Consider the following 19,407-nt stretch of genomic DNA (forward strand, 5'->3'; position numbering starts at 1 on the left):
CATCAACGACTACCCGGCGGTCGCCAGCGATCCGCAGCTACAGCACAACCACATGCTGGAGTCGGTTCAGCACGCCATCCAGGGTCCACTCACCATCCCCGGCATCCCGCTGCGCCTGGCCCGCACGCCCGGCGCCATACGACGCCCGCCGCCCGCGCTTGGGGAACACAGCGCTCAGATTCTGGGCGAACTGGGTTATTCGGTGGACGCGATCGCGCAAATGGCGGCGGGCGGCCTGCTGGGTAACAGCCAGGCGGATTGAGCTTACCGACCATCCAACCCAAGGAACACATTGCCGGGCACGGCCGTCGTATGCCGATGGGTTTGCGATACTGCGAGCACGGCACCTGGCACGCACCTTGGCCGCGGTATGCTGCCGGATCTTCCCCCCGTCTCCGAGGAAACTGAATATGGTGATCACCAACAAGCAGTCCGGAACCAATATTCACGAAGTCGCGGATGGCATTTACCGAATCAACACGCCGGTCTTTGCGCAAGGCGGACCGGGCGACTTCTCCTACAACCAATTCCTGATCGTCGACGATGCCCCACTGCTGTTTCACACCGGGCTGCGCAAGATGTTTCCACTGGTACGCGAGGCGGTTGCGAGCGTGCTGCCGGTGGAGCGGCTGCGCTTCATCGGTTTCTCGCACGTCGAGGCCGATGAGTGCGGTTCGCTGAACGAATGGCTCGCCGCGGCGCCGCAGTCCGTGCCGCTGTGCGGCAAGCTGGCCGCGATGGTGTCGGTCGACGACATCGCCGATCGGCCGGCACACGCACTTGCGAATGGGGAGTCGCTCTCGCTCGGCAGCCACACCGTGCGCTGGTTCGACACCCCGCACCTGCCTCACGGATGGGAATGCGGTCTGCTGATGGAGGAGAAAACGCACACCTTGTTATGCAGCGATCTGTTCGCTCAAGGTGGCGCCGAGCATCCGCCAACCACCGAGGCGGACATCCTGGGCCCGAGCGAGGCCTTCCGTCAGGTCATGGACCCGTATGCCCACGGGCCGAACGCACGGGCCTTGCTGGAGCGGCTGGCCCTGACCAAACCGACCACGCTTGCGTGCATGCACGGCAGCACCTGGCACGGCGACGGGGCCAAGCTGTTGCGCTCGCTCGCCGATGTACTGTCGTCCTGACTCTCTTGGCCTGCAACGCGCTTCAGCATCCGCAATGCCCGTAACCTGAATCGGGCCCGGCGACACCGGGCCGTTCGGGGTGCTAGTCTGAGGGCAGGTTCTGCCAACAGGAATGCACCATGAACAAACACACGCTAGCGCTGATCTTTTTCTCATTCGTTCTTGGCGGCTGTGGGTCGGAGCAAGAGGCCAGCACCCCGCCGCCACCTGCCCCCGCCAGCGAACCCGAGGCGACAGCAATCCCGGTCCCCGCCCCGGCGCCCAGCACCAGTGAATTATTCGATCGCGCGATTGCCGGCGACTGGCGCGACCCGGCCAACGTGGCCCGCGACGTGTGGCGTCACCCCAAGAAAACGCTGGAGTTCTTTGGCGTTTCCGCCGATCAGCGGGTGCTCGAAATCTACCCCGGTCGCGGCTGGTATACGGAAATCCTGGTGCCGTTCTTGCGTGAGCGAGGCCATTACCTCGGGGCCAACGTCGACCCCGCCACGGCCCCCAACGAGCGCGTCAAAACCTACCTCACTGAACAGAACGCCGATCTGAGCGCCAAGTTGGCCGCCCACCCCGAGGTATACGACAAGGCCCAGCTGCGACAGATCGATCCGGCCAATCCGGCCTTCGGCGACCCCGGCTCGGTCGACGCCGTACTCACCTTCCGCAACGTCCATAACTGGATGATGGGTGGCCACGCCGACATCATGTTCAAGGGCTTCTATGAGGTGCTCAAACCCGGTGGCGTGCTGGGCGTAGTGGAACACCGCGCGGCCGGCGACGTGCCGGCCGCAGACAAGTCCGGCTACGTCGGCCAGGACCAGGTCATCGCCATGGCCAAGGCGGCCGGCTTTGAGTTCGAGGAAAGCAGCGAGATCAACGCCAACCCGGCGGATACCAAGGACCACGAAGCCGGCGTGTGGAGCCTGCCGCCATCCTTGCGCCTGGGCGACAAGGACCGAGCGAAGTACGAGGCCATTGGCGAATCCGACCGCATGACACTGCGCTTTCGCAAGCCGGTGGTGGTCTCCCCGGCAGCCCCGTAGCCCTGTTGAGCACAGAGTATCAGCGGCGCTCCTGATCCAGCATACTTGGGGCTCTACGCTGCGGACTCGATTACCGTCGCCGCCACTGAGTGCCGTTGCCGCCGTCTTCAAGCACGATGCCGGCCGCCGCCAGTTCGCTGCGGAGGGCGTCGGCGCGGGCGAAGTCGCGCCCCTTGCGGGCCTCGATGCGCGCCTGCACCAGGGCATCGATTTCCGCGTCAGTCGGCCCGTCGCTGCCGACGGCGCCTTTCAGAAATGCCTGCGGGTCGTCCTGCAGCAGGCCGAGCACCCCGCCCAGATGTCGCAAGGTCGCCGCCAGGCGGGCCACCGTGGCCGGCTCCTGCGCGCGGTTCAGCTCCCGCACCAGGTCGAACAACACGGCAACGGCGTCCGGCGTGTTGAAGTCGTCCTGCATGGCGGCATCGAAGCGCGCCACGTAGCCGTCATCCAGACCCGCATCGCCCGCCATGCCGGCCTTGGCCAGCGCCAGATAGCAGCGGGTCAGGCCCTCGCGGGCGGCGTCGAGCGCGGCATCCGAATAATTCAGCGCACTGCGGTAGTGGCTGCCTAGCAGAAAGAAGCGCAGCACTTCCGGCTGGTAGCGGGCCAATACTTCGCGGATGGTGAAGAAATTGCCCAGCGATTTGGACATCTTCTCGTCGTCGATGCGCACGAAGCCGTTATGCATCCACACGTTGACGTAAGGCTCGCCGGTGGCCGCCTCGGACTGGGCAATTTCGTTCTCGTGGTGCGGAAAGACCAAGTCATGCCCACCGCCGTGGATGTCGAAGTGCGCGCCCAGGCAGGCGGTGGACATGGCCGAGCACTCGATGTGCCAGCCGGGCCGCCCCTGACCCCAGGGCGAGGGCCAGGCCGGCTCGCCGGGCTTGGCCGACTTCCACAGGGCAAAGTCGAGCGGGTCGGCCTTGGCCTCGTTGATGTCCACCCGCGCGCCGGCACGCAGGTCTTCCATGACCCGCTGCGACAAACGTCCGTAGCCGTCAAAGCGCTGCACAGCGTAGTACACGTCGCCGTTGTCGGCGGCGTAGGCGTAGCCCTTGTCGATGAGGGTTTCGATCATCCGCACGATGCCGCCAATGTGCTCGCTGGCGCGCGGTTCCTGGTCCGGCGGCTGCACGCCCAGACGCACGAGATCCTCGTGCATGGCGGCGATGTAGCGCTCGGTCAGCGCCGTGGTGGTCTCGTTGTTTTCGGCCGCGCGTCGAATGATCTTGTCGTCGATGTCGGTGATGTTGCGCACGTACTGCACGCTGAGCCCCGAGTGACGCAGGTAGCGCACCACCATGTCGAATACCACGAACACCCGGGCGTGACCGACGTGGCAATAGTCGTACACCGTGGCGCCGCACACGTACATGCGCACGGTGCCGGGCTGCAGGGGCCGCAGCGGCTGTTTATCGTGGGTAAGGGTGTTGTGGATGAGCATGCAGGAGCCTTCGCGAAGTGTGGCGCGGAATGATACAGGCTGGTCCTGTCCGCCCCGAGACCGGTCACCGCAGCGTGTTAGAGTGGTGCCCCCTTTACTTACCCCGCCGCGTGCCATGCTGTTACGCCTGCTCCTGTCAGTGGTGCTTGGTCTGCTGCCGCTCGGTGCCTCTACCCAGGAAATTTCCCCCATGCCGGTTACCGTCGTACTCGAAACCAGCCTCGGCAGCATCAGCATCGAGCTGTACCCCGACAAGGCACCCGAGACGGTGGCCAACTTCACCGATTACGTGCGGGCCGGCCACTACAACGGCACCGTGTTCCATCGCGTGATTCCCGGTTTCATGGCCCAGGGCGGTGGCTTTACCGCCGATCTGCAGCAAAAGCCGACCAACGCGACGATTCCGAACGAGGCCGATAACGGCCTGCTGAACCTGCGCGGCACCATCGCCATGGCGCGCACCGCTGACCCGCACTCGGCCAGTGGCCAGTTTTTCATCAACCTGGCCGACAACGCCTTTCTGAACTTCACCGCCCCGACGCGTCAGGGCTGGGGCTACGCGGTGTTCGGCAAGGTAACGGCCGGCATGGACGTGGTGGACGCCATGGCCGCCGTGCCGACTGGTGCCTCCGGGCCATTCGGCTCGGACGTTCCCAAGCAGGCCATCATCATCGAGTCGGCCAAGGTGCTCGCAGCCGGCGAGTAGGCGCGGAGCGCCTATGCCGCTGCGTATCTTCATCGCCGACCTGCACCTGCGCGCCGATATGCCGCAGGGCTTGGCGCTGTTTGCCGATTTTCTCCAACACTTCGGGACTGACAGCGAGCTGTACGTGCTCGGTGATCTGTTCGATCTGTGGCTGGGCGACGATCTGGACCTGCCGCGCTACGCGTCGGTAACCGAGGCCTTGGGAGCTTATGCCAAACGCGGCGGCCGCACGCTGCTGATGGTGGGCAACCACGATTTTCTGCTCGGCGAGGGTTTTTTCAGTGCCAGTGGCGCGCTACCCCTGGCGGACCCGTACCTCCTTGAACACGCTGGCCGGCGTCTGTTGCTGACGCACGGAGACGCCCTGTGCACAGCCGATGTGGATTACCAGGCGTTTCGGGCCCGCATTCGGGCGCCGGCTTTCGTGGCCGAGTTTCTGGCCATGCCGGCCGAGCGTCGCCAGGCAATGGCCAGCGAATTCCAGGAAGGTAGCCGGAGCGCCACGGCACAAAAGGACGCGACCGTAATGCAGGTCGATGCGGTGGCCGCCGATGCCGCGCTTCGCGACTCCGGCGCCGACATTCTGCTGCACGGCCATACCCATCGGCCGGGTGTGCATCGCCTGCCCATGGGTCGACGTGTGGTGCTTGGTCCGTGGCACGGGCGGGAAAGCGCACTGGTATGGCCACCCGGCGAGCCGCCCCGGATGATCAATATGGACTGCGACGCCGCCGAATTGGGCGCCTGAGGAATGCGACGACGGCTCAGCGACGACTCAAGGTGTCGTGTGAGCGCCTTCCTTGGCCGGTATCAGCATGTCCTTGGCCGACAAGCCGGTGGGTAGCAGCGACCAGCTCGCCACATAGATGGTGGAGTAGGCGCCCGCCACCACGCCGATCAACATCGCCAGCGAGAAACTGTGGATGGCATCGCCCCCAAACAGCACCAACGGCAGCAGCGCCAGCACCACAGTCGCGGTGGTGGCAATGGTCCGGGTCATGGTTTCGTTGACCGAGCGGTTGATGATTTCGCGGGTACTGGCCTTGCGCATGCGCGGGAAGTTCTCGCGGATACGATCGTAAATGACCACCGTGTCGTTGATGGAATAGCCAATCACGGTCAGCACCGCCGCCACCACGGTCAGATCGAACTCCAGCCCGATCAGCGAGCAGAAGCCCACGGTAACGATGGCGTCGTGACCCAGCGACACAATGGCGCCGATGGCAAAGCGGTACTCGAAGCGGAACGCCACGTAGGCACCAATGGCCAACAGCGCGTAAAGCAAAGCCAGCGCGGCACTGGTTACCAGCTCCTCGCCGACCTGCGGCCCGACGAACTCCACCCGCTGCAGCGTGACCTTGCCCAGATCCGCGCCGTGCAGCGCGTCCAGGACACGGCTGCTGATCTCGCCCGTCGAGCCGACAATGTTGCCTGGAATCCTTACCAGCACTTCGCTCCGGGTGCCGAAATACTGCACCACGGCGCCTTTGAGACCACGCGCCATGAGGCCCGCTTCAACCGCCTGCAGTTCCACCGGCGCCGGGTATTGCACCTCGACCAGCGTGCCGCCGGTGAAGTCGATGCCGAAATTGAGCCCACGCACCGCGAGCGAAAGGATCGACACCAGAATCAGCACGCCTGACAGGGCCAGCATGACCGGCGCATAGCGCATGAAATCGACCTTGAACTGCGGCTCGGCCATCGTCCTAACTCCGGGCAATGGCCGTGGCGCGCCGGCCACGGGGCTGAATAAGGTTGACCATGGCACGGGTCACCAGCACCGCGGTGAACATGGTGGTGACGATGCCGATCGACAGCGTCACGGCAAAGCCCTTGACCGGGCCGCTGCCAAAAATGAACAGCAACAGGCCGGCGAGCAGCGTGGTGACGTTGGCGTCCAAAATGGTGCCGAACGCCCGCTCATAACCAGACGCAATGCTGGCCTGCGGCGAATTGCCGTTACGCCGCTCCTCGCGGATGCGCTCGTTGATCAGTACGTTGGCGTCGACCGCCATGCCGAGCGTCAGCACGATGCCGGCAATACCCGGCAGCGTCAGCGTCGCCTGCAACAGCGACATGACAGCAAGGATCAGCACCACATTGCCGGCCAGGGCGATATTGGCAATCATGCCCAGGGTGCGGTAGCGAATGGCCATGAACAGCACCACCAGCAGTAGAGCCGCCTGCACCGCGCGCACGCCCTTTTCGATGTTCTCCTTGCCCAGGCTCGGGCCGACGGTACGCTCCTCGACGATGCTCAGCGGCGCCGCCAGTGCGCCGGCCCGCAGCAACAGCGCCAGATTGCGGGCCTCGGTGGCGCTTTCCATGCCGGTGATCTGGAAACGGCGGCCAAGACGATCCTGGATCACTGGCGCGGTGATGACTTCCTCGCTGCGACTGGTGCGCCGCACGCTCCTGCCATCCGGCTGGCGCACGGTTTCGGATTTTTGTTCGATGAACACCACTGCCAGCCGGCGCCCGATATTGTCGCCTGTGACGCGCTCGAAGATGCCGGCACCGCGTCCATCAAGCGACACGTGGACCACCGCGCCGCCGCTTTGTTGGTCAAAGCCCGAGGACGCATCGGTGATGTACTCGCCGGTCAGAATGGCGCGGTCCTTGATCAATATCTGTCCGCGATCGCGCATGCGATACAGGCGCGATCCGGGCGGCAGGCGCCCGGCCAGCGCGGCGTCGAGGTCGTGCTCCTCGTCCACCAGCTTGAATTCCAGGGTTGCGGTGGCACCGAGGACTTCCTTGGCGCGAGCCGTGTCCTGCACGCCCGGCAGCTGCACGATGATGCGACTGTTGCCCTGCTGCTGCACCACCGGCTCGGCGACACCGAGCTCGTTTACGCGGTTGCGCAGGGTGGTGATGTTCTGCTGCAACGCCAGTCGGCCCACTTCGAGGCGATAAGCGTCGCCCAGGCGGCCGATCAGGCGGTGGCTGTCATCGGCCGACGCCTCCACCAGCAACTCCGGATGGGACCGCGCGATCAGCGCCTCAGCCTTGTCCATATCGCCAGCCGCGCGCATGCGCAGGTCGATACCCGTTTGCTCGCCGTCCGTGAAGCGCCGCACCCATTCGTAGCGCAGCTTATCCTCGCGCAGCAGCTGACGCAGGTCATCGACCAGGCGGTCCTCGGCAGCACGCACCGCGGCCGCGGTGTCGACTTCCAGCAGAAAGTGCACGCCGCCACGCAGGTCCAAGCCCAGGAACATCGGCTGCGCATGCAGGGCGGTGAGCCACTGCGGCGACGCCGGCACCAAATTCAAGGCAACTGTGAAATCCTCGCCGAGCTTCTCGCGCAGCGTGTCCTGCGCCCGCAACTGCTCGTTGGTGTCCGCAAAGCGCACCGTCAGACTCTCGGGCGTCAGCGTCGACCCCAGGTGAGGCACACCACCGGCCTTGAGCGCGGCGGTGACCTGATCGGCGGTGGCGGCGTCCATGCCACGCCCGCGCAGGCCGGATATCTGCAATGCCGGATCGGTGCCGTACAGGTTAGGCAGCGCGAACAGGCCACCCAACAGCAGTACGAGCGCAATCAGCAGGTTCTTCCACCAGGCGTAATGATTCATTCCAGGTCGCTCAAAGGGCCTTCAAGGTCCCTTTGGGCAACAGCTGGCCGACCGCCTGCTTCTGCACCTTGACCTCAACGCCATCGGCGATTTCGACCGCCAGGTACTGATCGGTAACGCGCACCACGCGTCCGGCGAGGCCACCGGCCACCACCACTTCATCGCCGGCCTTGATCTCGCTGATCATCTTGCGTTGTTCCTTCTGCCGTTTCATCTGCGGCCGGATCATCATCAGGTAAAACACAACAAACAGCGCCAGCACGAAGAACATGCTCTCGAAACCCGGCGCGGCTGCGGCGGGCGCCGTCTCGGCAAAGGCATCCTTGATCAGCATCGACATGGGTAATTCCCCAGCAAAAAAACGCGGTGGCGGGCGATTGGAAAATGGCGGCGGATTATGCCACAGGGGGCACTGGCAGCCCGTAACGGGCATAGAAACCGGCCACGAAAGCTTCGAGCGCGCGGTGGTCTATGGCCTGCCGGAGGCCAGCCATCAAATGTTGGTAGTAGTGCAGGTTATGCAGGGTGTTCAGCCGCAGGCCGAGCAGCTCGCCGGCCTGGTCCAGATGCCGCAGGTAGGCGCGGCTGTGGTGCCGGCAGGTGTAGCAGGCACAGCCTTCCTGCACCGGGCCGGTATCGTCCCGGTAGCGGGCGTTGCGCAGGCGCAGCACGCCGGTGTCGGTAAACAGATACGCGTGGCGGGCGTGGCGGGTCGGCATCACGCAGTCGAACATGTCGATGCCACGGCGCACCGCCTCGACAATGTCCTGCGGTGTGCCGACCCCCATCAGGTAGCGCGGGCCCGCAGCCGGCAGCCGCGGACCGATGAAATCGAGCACACGCAGCATGTCCTCGCGCGGCTCGCCCACCGACAGGCCACCGATGGCGTAGCCGTCAAAGCCAATCTCCAGCAACCCGGCCAGCGACAATGCCCGCAGGTCCTCGTGCACGCCGCCCTGCACGATGCCGAACAGGGCCGCCGGGTGATCACCGTGAGCGGTGCGGCTGCGTGCCGCCCAGCGCAAGGACAACTCCATCGAACGCTGCGCCGTGTCGTGATCGGCCGGGTATGGCGTGCACTCGTCGAAAATCATCACCACGTCGCTGCCCAGGCCGTGCTGGACGGCGATCGCTTCCTCCGGCCCCAGGAACACACGGCGGCCGTCGATGGGCGAGCGAAACCACACGCCCTGCTCGCTGATCTTGCGCAGCGTTTTGAGGCTGTAGACCTGAAAACCGCCGGAGTCGGTCAGGATCGGCCCCGGCCAGGCCATGAAGTCATGCAGGCTGCCGTGTCGGCTCACGATGTCCACGCCCGGGCGCAACATCAGATGAAACGTGTTGCCCAGCAATATCTGCGCGCCGGTGGCCGCCACTTCCTGGGTGCTCAGGGACTTGACCGTGCCCTGCGTACCGACCGGCATGAAGGCCGGCGTGTCGACCACGCCGCGCGCGAACTTCAGCCGGCCGCGACGGGCAGCGCCATCGCTGGCCAGTAGTTCAAAGCTCACGGGCATGGTGGGCGCTCTACAAACATGGCATCGCCGTAGCTGAAGAACCGGTAGCGGTGCGCCACCGCGTGACGGTAGGCGCTCATCACCGCCTCGTAGCCGCCAAACGCACACACCAACATCAGCAGAGTGGATTCGGGCAAGTGAAAATTGGTCAGCAAGGCATCCACCACACGAAACTGGTAACCGGGGCTGATGAACAGCGCCGTCTCGCCGATAACGGGCGCAAGCTGGCCACCAGCCGCCGCCGTTTCCAGGCTGCGCACGACGGTAGTTCCGACCGCCACCACACGGCCGCCGCGGCTACGCGCCGCCGCCACTTGGTCGCACACCGCCTGTGGCACCCGTACGCGTTCGGCGTGCATCTTGTGAGTCGCAAGATCGTCCACCCGTACCGGCTTGAAGGTGCCCGCACCGACGTGCAGCGTGACATGGCCGATGTCGATGCCTCGCGCCGCGATTTGTGCCAGCGACTCGGCGTCAAAATGCAGGCCCGCGGTCGGTGCCGCGACAGCGCCGGGCTGACTGCCGTACACCGTCTGATAGCGGCTCTGGTCCAGCGCCTGTGGCGCGCGATCTATATAGGGTGGCAGGGGCATCTCACCGATCTGGTCCAGCCACTCCGCCAGCGGCCGGTCGAAACTCAAGCGACAAAACTCGCCCTCCCGCCCGGTTACGGTCGCGGCAACACTGTGGCCACCGCCAGCAAACTCCAGCCGCGTGCCCGGAGGCACCGACTTGGCGCCGCGCAGCTGCACCAAGGCTTCGCTGGCGCCGATCTGACGCTCGATCAGCGCCTCCAGTCGCCCACCGGTCGGACGTCGACCGCGCAATCGGGCCGGGATCACGCGCGTGTCGTTCAGAACCAACAAATCACCCGGCCGCAGTAACACGGGGAAGTCGGTGAACGTCAAATCGCGCGGCGCGGTCGCTGCCGGCAAATGCAGAAGCCGACTGGATCGTCGTTGCGGCAGCGGCTGCTGGGCGATCAACCCGGCAGGCAATACGTAGTTGAAGTGCTGGCGCCGCATGGCGGGGCGCATGGTAGCAGAGCGCCGTGGCCCGCTTGAGTCCAGCGCAGCCCGCCGCCATACTACGGCGCCTCCCACGCCGGGATGGCGAAACCGGTAGACGCGCCAGACTCAAAATCTGGTGGGGGTAACCTCGTGAGAGTTCGAGTCTCTCTCCCGGCACCAAATCACAGCTCCGCCAGCGGCGGCGGCCCGGGCCAAGTGCCTTCGGTATACTGCCCCGGTGACACGAACAAACCCATATCGCGAAAGTGGCGGAACTGGTAGACGCACTGGTTTTAGGTACCAGCGGGGTAACCCGTGAGAGTTCGAGTCTCTCCTTTCGCACCATCTCGGCACCCGACCGACATCATCTGAACCTATCCTGAACCGTATGAGTACTCCTCTGGAAAATACCGACGCCCTCAAGCGCCGGCTGCTGTTGTCCCTGCCCGGCGCCGAGGTCGAGCAGCAAATCACGACTCGCTTGCAGCAGCTGTCGCGGCAAGCTCGCGTCAACGGCTTTCGGCCAGGCAAGGCTCCCATGTCCGTGGTGCGACGCCAGCACGAAGCGCGCCTGCGCGAGGAGGTTGTCGGCGAACTGTTGCAAGGCAAGTTCATCGAGGGCTTGACCGAACACAAGCTGCGTCCGGCCGGCAATCCGGACATCAAGGCCGAGCCGGCAACCGATAGCGATGTACTCCAGTTCTCGGCCAGCTTCGAGGTATTTCCGGACATTACGCTGGCCGATTTCGGCAGCCTTAGCCTTGTGCTGCCAACAGCCAGCGTCAGCGACGACGACGTCGACAACATGATCGACCGCCTGCGCCGCCAGCGTGCGGAGTGGCCGGATGTCGAACGTGCGGCCGCGCCCGACGACCGTGTGATCATTGACTTCGTCGGCACCATTGACGGCGAGGCCTTCGAAGGCGGCACCGCTCAGGATGTCCCCATCGTGCTGGGCAGTGGCACCCTGATCGGTGACTTCGAGGACCAGCTGCTGGGCGCCAGTGCTGGCGATGCCCGCACCGTCAGCGTGACCTTTCCTGCCGACTATCCGCGCGACACCCTGGCTGGCAAAGCGGCGCAGTTTGCTGTCACCGTCAAGAGCGTGCAGGCCATACAACTGCCCGAGACCGACGCGGAGTTTGTACAAGCCTTCGGCGTCGAGAGCGGAGAACTCGAAGGCCTGCGCGAGGCGCTGCGCGAACGCCTGAGCCGCGAGCTTGACATGGCCCTGCGCCGACGGCGCAAGGGTGCAGTCATGCAATTGCTGCTGGATCAGCACAACATGGACCTGCCGCACAGCCTGGTACACCAGGAAGCCCATAACCTGGCACACCAGGCGCACAAGCGCGACCCAGCGGTCGATCCGCACCATGACATGTCGCCGTACGAAACAGAGGCCGCGCGACGAGTCAAGCTTGGCCTGCTATTGGCCGAGATCACGCAGCGGGAGGGTATCCGCGCCGAGCCGGCACGGGTAAGGGCCGAGATCGAACGCCTGGCCGCCGGCTTCGATGACCGCGACGCGGTGATCAACTGGTATTACAGTCAGGCCGAACGGCTACAGGAAATCGAAAACATGGCGCTGGAAGACCAGCTGGTGGACTGGGTCCTGTCCAAGGTGACAGTGACCGATGAGGCATTGTCCTTCGACGACGCGGTCGCGCCCTAGAAAACCCCTGCCGTAGCGCACCCAAACAACGGAGTACCGTCCTGCCATGAGCGAGCCTTTCAACAACGTGCCCGGGCCTGTCGCCCAGAGCCTGGTTCCGATGGTGGTGGAACAGACCGCTCGCGGTGAGCGGGCCTATGACATCTTCTCCCGCCTGCTGAAGGAGCGGGTGGTGTTTCTGGTGGGTCCGGTCGAGGACCATGTGGCCAATCTGGTGGTGGCGCAGCTGCTGTTCCTTGAATCGGAAAACCCCGACAAGGACATTCATTTCTATATCAACTCGCCGGGCGGTTCGGTCACCGCGGGCCTGGCCATCTATGACACCATGCAGTTCATCAAGCCACCCGTGTCCACGCTGTGTATTGGCCAGGCCGCCAGCATGGGCGCCGTGCTACTGGCGGCCGGTGAGTCCGGCAAGCGCTTTGCGTTGCCGAACTCGCGGGTGATGATCCACCAACCGCTGGGCGGGTTCCGCGGCCAAGCCTCGGACATCGAAATCCACGCCAAGGAAATGCTCAAGATTCGCGACCTGTTGAACGATATTCTGGCCAGACACACCGGACGCACCATGGAACAGATTCGCAACGATACCGACCGTGATAACTTCCTGTCAGCGCCCGAAGCGGTCGAGTACAACCTGATCGACAAGGTCATAGAGCGCCGTATTTGATTGGCGTCAGGGCCCGGGTAGTTACTCCAGATGCCGTTGGCGGTATAAATTTGGAACCAGGGGATTTGGGTTGAGACAGCCGCGCCGGCCTGTGGGTCCCGGCAGTCACGCAGTACCAGCCACGGGTAGGTGAGGATATGAGCGACGATAAACGCGGCAGCAGCAGCGACGGTGAAAAACTCCTGTATTGCTCGTTCTGCGGCAAAAGCCAGCATGAGGTGCGCAAGCTCATTGCAGGACCGTCGGTGTTCGTGTGCGACGAGTGCGTCGAGCTGTGCAACGACATCATCCGTGACGAGGTCAGCGACAAAGCGGCGGACGAGCGGCGCAAGCGCCTGCCCACACCCCAGGAGCTGTGCAACCACCTGGACGACTACGTCATTGGTCAGGAGAAAGCGAAGAAAATCCTGTCGGTCGCCGTCTACAACCATTACAAACGTCTTGACGCGGGGCAGCAGAAAGACGAGGTCGAACTGAGCAAAAGCAACATCCTGCTGGTCGGCCCAACCGGCTCGGGTAAAACCCTGCTCGCCGAAACCCTGGCCCGCATCCTGAACGTGCCGTTCACCATCGCCGATGCGACCACCCTTACTGAAGCCGGTTACGTCGGCGAAGACGTCGAAAACATCATCCAGAAACTGCTCCAGAAGTGCGATTACGACGCCGAACGGGCACAGACTGGCATCGTCTATATCGACGAAATCGACAAGATATCGCGCAAATCCGACAACCCATCCATCACCCGCGACGTGTCGGGAGAAGGCGTTCAGCAGGCGCTTCTGAAGCTGATCGAGGGCACCATTGCCTCGGTGCCTCCCCAGGGCGGCCGCAAACACCCGCAGCAGGAATTCCTGCAGGTGGACACGCGCAACATCCTTTTCATCTGCGGCGGCGCGTTCAACGGTTTGGAAAAAATCGTCCAGCAGCGAATGGAAAAAGGTGGCATCGGTTTCTCAGCCGACATCAAGAGCGGTGCCGAGAACAAGGACACCAGTCGCCTGCTGTCGAGTGTCGAGCCGCATGATCTGATCCGCTTCGGCCTGATCCCGGAGTTCGTCGGTCGTTTGCCGGTGGTGGCGACGCTGACCGAACTGGACCGCGAGTCGCTGATCCGCATCCTGACACAGCCCAAGAACGCCCTGGTCAAGCAGTACCAGAAGCTGTTTCGCATGGAAGGCGTGGAGCTTGAGTTCCGTCCCACGGCACTCGATGCCATCGCCGACAAGGCGATGGAGCGCAAGACCGGTGCCCGCGGCCTGCGCTCAATCCTTGAGCATGCGCTGCTCGACATGATGTTCGAGCTACCGTCGATGCGGAACCTGAAAAAAGTCGTCTACGACGACAACCTGTTTGGCACTGACAACAAACCGCTACTGATCTACGAAGACCCACCGCTGCAAGAAGCGGTCGCCGACTGAAGACCGCTCCACCCTGGCCGGCCCTCGCTGGCCGGGGCTTGAGTTTGCGTCGCAGCGTCCCCACCTGCCCCGCATGGCAGCCCGCACGCTGCTCCTTCCTACCGCAGAGGTCTTATCCGGGTGACTGACCATACGCAAGAGCGTTCCCTGAGCGACGCCGATCGAACCCCTCTTATCCTGCCAGTGCTGCCACTACGTGATGTCGTGGTGTTCCCGCATATGGTGATTCCGCTGTTCGTCGGGCGGGAGAAATCGATCCGTGCCCTTGACCTGAGCGGGGAGCACGAGAAGCGGATATTTCTGGCCGCCCAGCGCGACGCTGCAGTGGACGACCCGGTCGCGGACGACATCTACATCAGCGGCACCATCGCCAATGTGTTGCAACTGCTGAAGCTGCCGGACGGCACGGTCAAGGTGTTGGTCGAAGGCGTGGCGCGTGCCAGCGTCCTGCGCTGGGTGCAGACCGACGACTGCTTCACTGCCGAGGTGCAGACGCCTGTAATTCAGGAGTTCGATCCGAAGGAAGACACCGTCCTGCAGCGCAATGCGCTCGATCAGTTTGAGCAGTACGTTCGTGGCAGCAAGAAGATCCCGCCCGAGGCCCTGACCGCACTGGCGGAGATTACCGACTCCTCGCGTCTGGCCGACACCATCGCCGCGCATCTGCCGATTCGCCTGCCCAAGAAGCAGGAACTGCTGGAAATTGTGGATGTCGTGCCAAGGCTCGAACATCTGCTGCATCTTCTGGAAACGGAGATTGATCTGCTACAGGTCGAGAAACGCATGCGCGGGCGGGTCAAGCGGCAGATGGAAAAAAGCCAGCGCGAGTACTACCTGAATGAACAGATGCGCGCCATCCAGAAGGAACTGGGCGAACTCGAAGACGGCAGCAGCGACCTGGACGAGCTGGAGCGGCGCATTGATGCGGCCGGTCTGCCCAAGGCGGTACTGACCAAAGCACGCAGCGAGCTGGGCAAGCTGCGCATGATGTCGCCGATGGCGGCAGAAGCTACCGTGGTTCGTAATTACCTGGACTGGATGCTGCAGGTACCGTGGCGCAAGCGCAGTCGCATCCGTCGTGACCTGGACGAGGCGCAAAAGGTACTCGAACACGACCATTACGGCCTGGAGAAGGTCAAGGAGCGCATCCTGGAGTACCTGGCCGTCCAGCAACGGGTGCGCAAACTCAAGGGACCCATTCTGTGCCTGGTCGGACCACCCGGAGTCGGCAAGACCTCGCTCGGTCGGTCGATCGCCCATGCTACTGGGCGCAAGTTCGCGCGCATGTCGCTCGGTGGGGTGCGTGACGAGGCGGAAATCCGCGGCCACCGGCGCACCTATATAGGCTCCCTGCCCGGCAAGGTGCTACAGAACCTCGCCAAGGTGGGCACTCGCAATCCGGTGTTCATCCTGGATGAAGTGGACAAGATGGCCATGGATTTTCGCGGCGACCCAGCCTCCGCCCTGCTGGAGGTTCTGGACCCGGAACAGAACCATGCCTTCAACGACCATTACCTGGAAGTCGATTACGATCTGTCGGACGTGATGTTTGTTGCCACTGCCAACACCTTGAACATCCCGCCGGCGTTGCTTGACCGAATGGAAGTAATCCGCCTGTCGGGCTATACCGAGGACGAGAAGCTCAACATCGCCACGCGCTACCTGATTCCCAAGGCGGTAACCGATAACGGCCTCAAGGATACCGAAATCACCTTCGCCGACGACGCCATACGTTCCGCCATACGGCTATACACACGCGAGGCCGGCGTGCGGAATCTGGAACGGGAAATCAACAAGATCTGCCGCAAGGCCGTCCGCCAGGCACTGAAAAAGACCCGTAAGGACAAACTCAAGGTGACCGGTGCGAACCTGGCCGACTACCTCGGCGTGCCTCGCTACCGCTTTGGGCTTGCCGACACGGAGAACCGGGTCGGGCAAGTCACCGGGCTTGCCTGGACCGAGGTCGGCGGCGAGTTGTTGACCGTCGAGGCCAGCGTTGTCCCTGGCAAGGGCATCCTCACCTTGACCGGCCAGCTGGGCGATGTCATGCAGGAATCGGTAAAGGCAGCCATGACCGTGGTGCGCAGCCGCGCCGAAAAGCTGGGCATTACTGCGGAACAGTTCCAGCAAAACGACTTTCACCTGCATGTGCCGGAGGGCGCGATTCCCAAGGATGGCCCAAGCGCAGGTGGTGCCATGGTGACGGCACTGACCTCGGCATTGACCGGTATTCCGGTGCGGGCCGAGGTCGCCATGACCGGCGAGATCACCCTGCGCGGCGAGGTGTTGCCGATCGGTGGATTGAAGGAAAAGCTGCTCGCAGCGCTGCGCGGAGGCATTCGCAAGGTTCTGATCCCAAAAGAGAATGAAAAGGACTTGGCGGAAATTCCCGAAAACGTCAAAAGCCAATTGGATATCCAGTCAGTGCAATGGATAGACGAGGTTTACGCCCATGCACTGATGACGATGCCTGGCCCGCTGGCCAAGCCGGCCGCGCTTGGCGACGCGCCCCCGCCACCGCCAGAAACTTATATTGCGCACTGAGTGTCAACGCACTTGGGCGCGCGGTTTAGTTGACACGCGTTTTTTGGCATTGGTATAACTCGTCAGCCCAAGTCTGACGCGGTTTTGCCGCTTGTTTCTTGGGTGATAAGGCTCAGGGCACTACTAACCACCGATCCAGGGGGACTCACGTGAATAAATCGGATCTAATCGACGCGATTGCTAACGGCGCCGAAATTTCAAAAGCAGCGGCCGGGCGTGCGCTTGATTCTGCCGTGACGGCCATTACCGTGGCACTTAAGAAGAACGACACGGTGACTATTGTTGGATTTGGAACCTTCTCGGTCGGCAAACGTGGCGCGCGTACCGGCCGCAATCCGCGGACCGGGCAACCGATCAAGATCAAAGCAAGCAAAACAGCCAAGTTCAAGGCTGGTAAAGGTCTCAAAGACAGCATAAAATAAGCGTTCTTTGAAGGGTGCTTAGCTCAGCTGGTAGAGCGTCGCCTTTACACGGCGGATGTCGGGAGTTCGATCCTCTCAGCACCCACCGAACGCTTCGGAGCGGTAGTTCAGCTGGTTAGAATACCGGCCTGTCACGCCGGGGGTCGCGGGTTCGAGTCCCGTCCGCTCCGCCAATTTGGCACTACGCGTTAGTACCAGCCGTTTAAGGGTGAAGTCGGTGAAGCCGGCTTCACCCATTTCGTTTTCTGACACCGGAAAAGATCTTCATGCTGCAACAACTCCGCGAAAATGCGCCGCGCTGGCTGATCACCGCGATCATTCTGATGCTGATTGTGCCCTTTGCTCTGTGGGGCGTTAACTCCTATTTCCAGCCCGGTGGCGACGACACCGTGGCCCAGGTGGGCGATAGCGCCATCGGCAGCAACGCGATGCAGCGCGCACTGCAACAAGAAGCGCAGCGCCTGCGCCAGACCCTGGGCGACGCCTACTCCCCGGACTTTCTCGACCAACCCGGCACCAAACGCGCCGTATTGGAACGACTGATCAACCGCCAACTCCTGTTGCAGGATGCCAACCAGCGCCGGCTGCAGGTCGACGACTCGGTTGTCGCGGCGGTGATTCACGCGGCGCCCGCCTTCGCCGATGAGCAGGGCTTCGACCGCACTCGCTACGAATCACAGCTGCGTCGCCAGGGACTGTCACCGACCGCGTTTGAAAACGACCTGCGCGAGTCGCTGGTCCTGAAACAGGTCGAAACAGGTTTGGCGCAGACCGCATTCATGACCAAAGCCGAGCTTGACCTGCTGGCAGCCCTCTGGTTCGAGCGACGCGACCTGCGCCTGGCGACCTTGAGCTGGCAGAAATTTGCGCCAAATCAGACGCCCGGTGCTGCGGCGATCCAGGCTTACTACGATGCCCACCGCGAACAGTTCAAAACCGACGAGCAGGTTTCGGTCGCCTACCTTGAGCTGAGCCTGGACCGCATGGCCAGCGAGATTACGGTTGACAACGACATGCTCCAGAAGCGCTACGACGAACTGAAACCGGAGCTTGGCGCCCAGGAGCAGCGCCGCGCACGCCACATCTTGGTCAACGTTGCCGAAGATGCAGCTCCGGAGGTCATTGAGCAGGCCCGGCTCAAGGCAGCGGGTCTGCGGGACAAGATCAGTGCCGGAACCGATTTCGCGACGCTGGCCAAAACCGAGTCCGGCGACCCCGGCTCGGCCGCCCAGGGGGGTGACCTAGGCTTTTTCCCCCGCGGCACCATGACACCAGCTTTCGACGAGGCTGCATTCAGCCTGGCCAAGGGGTCGCTCAGCGAACCAATTCGTACACCGTTTGGATTCCATCTGCTTGAGGTCACGGACATCAGGGCCGCCACAGTGCCGCCGCTGGCCGAGGTGCGCGACAGTGTCACGCAACGCCTGCAGCGGGAACTTGCCGAGGAACGCTTCTTCGCCGCCGCTGACACTTTGCGGAATCTGGCCTTTGAGCACCCGGACACCCTGGACGCGGCCGCCGAGGAACTGGGCTTGACGGCCCAGAAGGCGGGGCCGTTTGATCGCACCGGCGGCGAGGGCGTCGCGTCAAATCAGCAGTTCATCAGCCATGCCTTTGCCGAGGATGTGCTCGGCGCAGGCAACAACAGCGATGTGTTCGAGCTGGAGCCAGGGCACTACGCGGTGCTCCGGGTGATTGACCACACTCCGGCGGCGCGGCGCCCGCTCGATCAAGTTCAGGCCCAGATCATCGAAGGCATGCGCCAACGGGACGGCGCGGCTGCCGCACAGAAGACCGGCGAAACCATCCTGGCCGAAATTCGCGCCGGTGCCGAGCCAGGCCCTACCCTCAGCAAGCACGGCGGAGTGATCCAGACACTGGACGATGTCGGCCGAGAGGGTCTGCCCGAGCTGCCGATGGAACTGCTCAAACGCGCCTTCGCCCTTCCGGTCAACGACGGCAAACCGACCTACGCCGGCATCGAACTTGCCAGTGGCGATTACGCACTGCTCAGCGTGACCGGCCGCAGGCCTGGACCCGCCGGCAACAACGCCGAGGCGCGTACGGAACTGCAGCGACAGCTCCTGGCCATCCGCGCCGAACAGACGCTATCGGAACAGCTAGACGCTTTGCGCGCACGTCATCCGGTGAAAGTATTCGAAAACCGGCTGTAATCGCGCTGCCAGAGCCCGGAATGTTCACAGACCCGTCCAGCGGGGCCAGCGCACAGACCCACCAAAGCAG

17 protein-coding genes and 4 tRNA genes are annotated in these 19,407 nt (G+C 63.4%); 15 read left to right on the forward strand and 6 right to left on the reverse strand.

Features of this window, described 5'->3' with window-relative positions; translation table 11 throughout:
• From ABZF37_RS04640 to ABZF37_RS04650, 3 genes are all read left to right on the forward strand, one after another.
• On the forward strand, positions 1-262 hold a 262-nt coding region (locus tag ABZF37_RS04640), incomplete at its 5' end, for a CoA transferase (protein WP_372717274.1).
• A gap of 148 nt (positions 263-410) precedes the next feature.
• Positions 411-1,142, forward strand: a complete 732-nt coding sequence (locus ABZF37_RS04645) for an MBL fold metallo-hydrolase (protein ID WP_372717276.1) — start codon at positions 411-413, stop codon at positions 1,140-1,142.
• A 119-nt stretch (positions 1,143-1,261) separates the two neighbouring features.
• Entirely contained in the window at positions 1,262-2,179 is a 918-nt protein-coding gene (locus ABZF37_RS04650; RefSeq protein ID WP_372717278.1) for a class I SAM-dependent methyltransferase, read from the forward strand.
• Positions 2,180-2,249: 70 nt separating this feature from the next.
• On the opposite strand, the gene cysS is transcribed toward ABZF37_RS04650, so the two are convergent.
• Positions 2,250-3,626, reverse strand: a complete 1,377-nt coding sequence (gene cysS, locus ABZF37_RS04655; protein ID WP_372717280.1) for a cysteine--tRNA ligase — start codon at positions 3,624-3,626, stop codon at positions 2,250-2,252.
• Positions 3,627-3,741: 115 nt separating this feature from the next.
• On the opposite strand from cysS, the gene ABZF37_RS04660 reads away from it, so the two are divergent.
• On the forward strand, positions 3,742-4,332 hold the full coding sequence (locus ABZF37_RS04660; protein WP_372717282.1) for a peptidylprolyl isomerase: 591 nt from the start codon (positions 3,742-3,744) through the stop codon (positions 4,330-4,332).
• A 13-nt stretch (positions 4,333-4,345) separates the two neighbouring features.
• Entirely contained in the window at positions 4,346-5,080 is a 735-nt protein-coding gene (locus ABZF37_RS04665; RefSeq protein WP_372717284.1) for a UDP-2,3-diacylglucosamine diphosphatase, read from the forward strand.
• 27 nt (positions 5,081-5,107) lie between these two features.
• Here ABZF37_RS04665 and secF read toward each other — a convergent pair whose 3' ends face one another.
• The 5 genes from secF to queA form a co-directional block, all read right to left on the reverse strand.
• Positions 5,108-6,034, reverse strand: coding sequence for a protein translocase subunit SecF (gene secF, locus ABZF37_RS04670; protein ID WP_372717287.1), 927 nt, complete (start codon positions 6,032-6,034; stop codon positions 5,108-5,110).
• A 4-nt stretch (positions 6,035-6,038) separates the two neighbouring features.
• On the reverse strand, positions 6,039-7,910 hold the full coding sequence (gene secD / locus ABZF37_RS04675; RefSeq protein ID WP_372717289.1) for a protein translocase subunit SecD: 1,872 nt from the start codon (positions 7,908-7,910) through the stop codon (positions 6,039-6,041).
• 10 nt (positions 7,911-7,920) lie between these two features.
• Entirely contained in the window at positions 7,921-8,244 is a 324-nt protein-coding gene (yajC, locus tag ABZF37_RS04680; protein WP_372717329.1) for a preprotein translocase subunit YajC, read from the reverse strand.
• 61 nt (positions 8,245-8,305) lie between these two features.
• Positions 8,306-9,421 (reverse strand): tRNA guanosine(34) transglycosylase Tgt, encoded by a 1,116-nt coding sequence (gene tgt / locus ABZF37_RS04685; protein ID WP_372717331.1) that lies wholly within the window; start codon positions 9,419-9,421, stop codon positions 8,306-8,308.
• The gene (queA, locus tag ABZF37_RS04690; RefSeq protein ID WP_372717333.1) at positions 9,418-10,452 is read right to left on the reverse strand and encodes a tRNA preQ1(34) S-adenosylmethionine ribosyltransferase-isomerase QueA; all 1,035 of its coding nucleotides are present in this window, start codon (positions 10,450-10,452) and stop codon (positions 9,418-9,420) included. The genes tgt and queA overlap by 4 nt, the downstream gene beginning before the upstream one ends.
• A 78-nt stretch (positions 10,453-10,530) precedes the next feature.
• Here queA and ABZF37_RS04695 point away from each other — a divergent pair.
• From ABZF37_RS04695 to ABZF37_RS04740, 10 genes are all read left to right on the forward strand, one after another.
• Positions 10,531-10,617, forward strand: a tRNA-Leu gene (locus tag ABZF37_RS04695).
• 80 nt (positions 10,618-10,697) lie between these two features.
• Positions 10,698-10,782, forward strand: a tRNA-Leu gene (locus ABZF37_RS04700).
• Between the two features lie 43 nt (positions 10,783-10,825).
• A complete protein-coding gene (tig, locus tag ABZF37_RS04705) occupies positions 10,826-12,109 on the forward strand; it encodes a trigger factor (protein ID WP_372717291.1) in 1,284 nt (427 codons plus the stop codon).
• A 46-nt stretch (positions 12,110-12,155) separates the two neighbouring features.
• Positions 12,156-12,779 (forward strand): ATP-dependent Clp endopeptidase proteolytic subunit ClpP, encoded by a 624-nt coding sequence (gene clpP / locus ABZF37_RS04710; protein WP_372717294.1) that lies wholly within the window; start codon positions 12,156-12,158, stop codon positions 12,777-12,779.
• Between the two features lie 137 nt (positions 12,780-12,916).
• Complete coding sequence (clpX, locus tag ABZF37_RS04715; RefSeq protein WP_372717296.1) at positions 12,917-14,197, forward strand: ATP-dependent Clp protease ATP-binding subunit ClpX; 1,281 nt, start codon at positions 12,917-12,919, stop codon at positions 14,195-14,197.
• Between the two features lie 120 nt (positions 14,198-14,317).
• Positions 14,318-16,741 (forward strand): endopeptidase La, encoded by a 2,424-nt coding sequence (gene lon, locus ABZF37_RS04720; protein ID WP_372717298.1) that lies wholly within the window; start codon positions 14,318-14,320, stop codon positions 16,739-16,741.
• A gap of 149 nt (positions 16,742-16,890) precedes the next feature.
• Positions 16,891-17,163: an HU family DNA-binding protein gene (locus tag ABZF37_RS04725; protein ID WP_372717300.1), complete on the forward strand. Its 273-nt coding sequence runs from the start codon at positions 16,891-16,893 to the stop codon at positions 17,161-17,163.
• Positions 17,164-17,175: 12 nt separating this feature from the next.
• Positions 17,176-17,248 (forward strand) — tRNA-Val (locus ABZF37_RS04730).
• An 11-nt stretch (positions 17,249-17,259) separates the two neighbouring features.
• Positions 17,260-17,336: transfer RNA gene (locus tag ABZF37_RS04735), tRNA-Asp, on the forward strand.
• A 93-nt stretch (positions 17,337-17,429) separates the two neighbouring features.
• Positions 17,430-19,337, forward strand: coding sequence for a SurA N-terminal domain-containing protein (locus ABZF37_RS04740; protein WP_372717302.1), 1,908 nt, complete (start codon positions 17,430-17,432; stop codon positions 19,335-19,337).
• Positions 19,338-19,407: the final 70 nt, after the last annotated feature.

Source organism: Immundisolibacter sp., assembly GCF_041601295.1.
Taxonomy (GTDB): domain Bacteria; phylum Pseudomonadota; class Gammaproteobacteria; order Immundisolibacterales; family Immundisolibacteraceae; genus Immundisolibacter.

What these genes read in the sequence shown, in the direction of transcription:
- ABZF37_RS04645 (WP_372717276.1), top strand. Translation starts at nt 411, where the DNA reads ATGGTGATCACCAACAAGCAGTCCGGAACCAATATTCACGAAGTCGCG.
- ABZF37_RS04650 (WP_372717278.1), top strand. Translation starts at nt 1,262, where the DNA reads ATGAACAAACACACGCTAGCGCTGATCTTTTTCTCATTCGTTCTTGGC.
- cysS (WP_372717280.1), bottom strand. Translation starts at nt 3,626, where the DNA reads ATGCTCATCCACAACACCCTTACCCACGATAAACAGCCGCTGCGGCCC.
- ABZF37_RS04660 (WP_372717282.1), top strand. Translation starts at nt 3,742, where the DNA reads ATGCTGTTACGCCTGCTCCTGTCAGTGGTGCTTGGTCTGCTGCCGCTC.
- ABZF37_RS04665 (WP_372717284.1), top strand. Translation starts at nt 4,346, where the DNA reads ATGCCGCTGCGTATCTTCATCGCCGACCTGCACCTGCGCGCCGATATG.
- secF (WP_372717287.1), bottom strand. Translation starts at nt 6,034, where the DNA reads ATGGCCGAGCCGCAGTTCAAGGTCGATTTCATGCGCTATGCGCCGGTC.
- secD (WP_372717289.1), bottom strand. Translation starts at nt 7,910, where the DNA reads ATGAATCATTACGCCTGGTGGAAGAACCTGCTGATTGCGCTCGTACTG.
- yajC (WP_372717329.1), bottom strand. Translation starts at nt 8,244, where the DNA reads ATGCTGATCAAGGATGCCTTTGCCGAGACGGCGCCCGCCGCAGCCGCG.
- queA (WP_372717333.1), bottom strand. Translation starts at nt 10,452, where the DNA reads ATGCGGCGCCAGCACTTCAACTACGTATTGCCTGCCGGGTTGATCGCC.
- tig (WP_372717291.1), top strand. Translation starts at nt 10,826, where the DNA reads ATGAGTACTCCTCTGGAAAATACCGACGCCCTCAAGCGCCGGCTGCTG.
- clpP (WP_372717294.1), top strand. Translation starts at nt 12,156, where the DNA reads ATGAGCGAGCCTTTCAACAACGTGCCCGGGCCTGTCGCCCAGAGCCTG.
- clpX (WP_372717296.1), top strand. Translation starts at nt 12,917, where the DNA reads ATGAGCGACGATAAACGCGGCAGCAGCAGCGACGGTGAAAAACTCCTG.
- ABZF37_RS04740 (WP_372717302.1), top strand. Translation starts at nt 17,430, where the DNA reads ATGCTGCAACAACTCCGCGAAAATGCGCCGCGCTGGCTGATCACCGCG.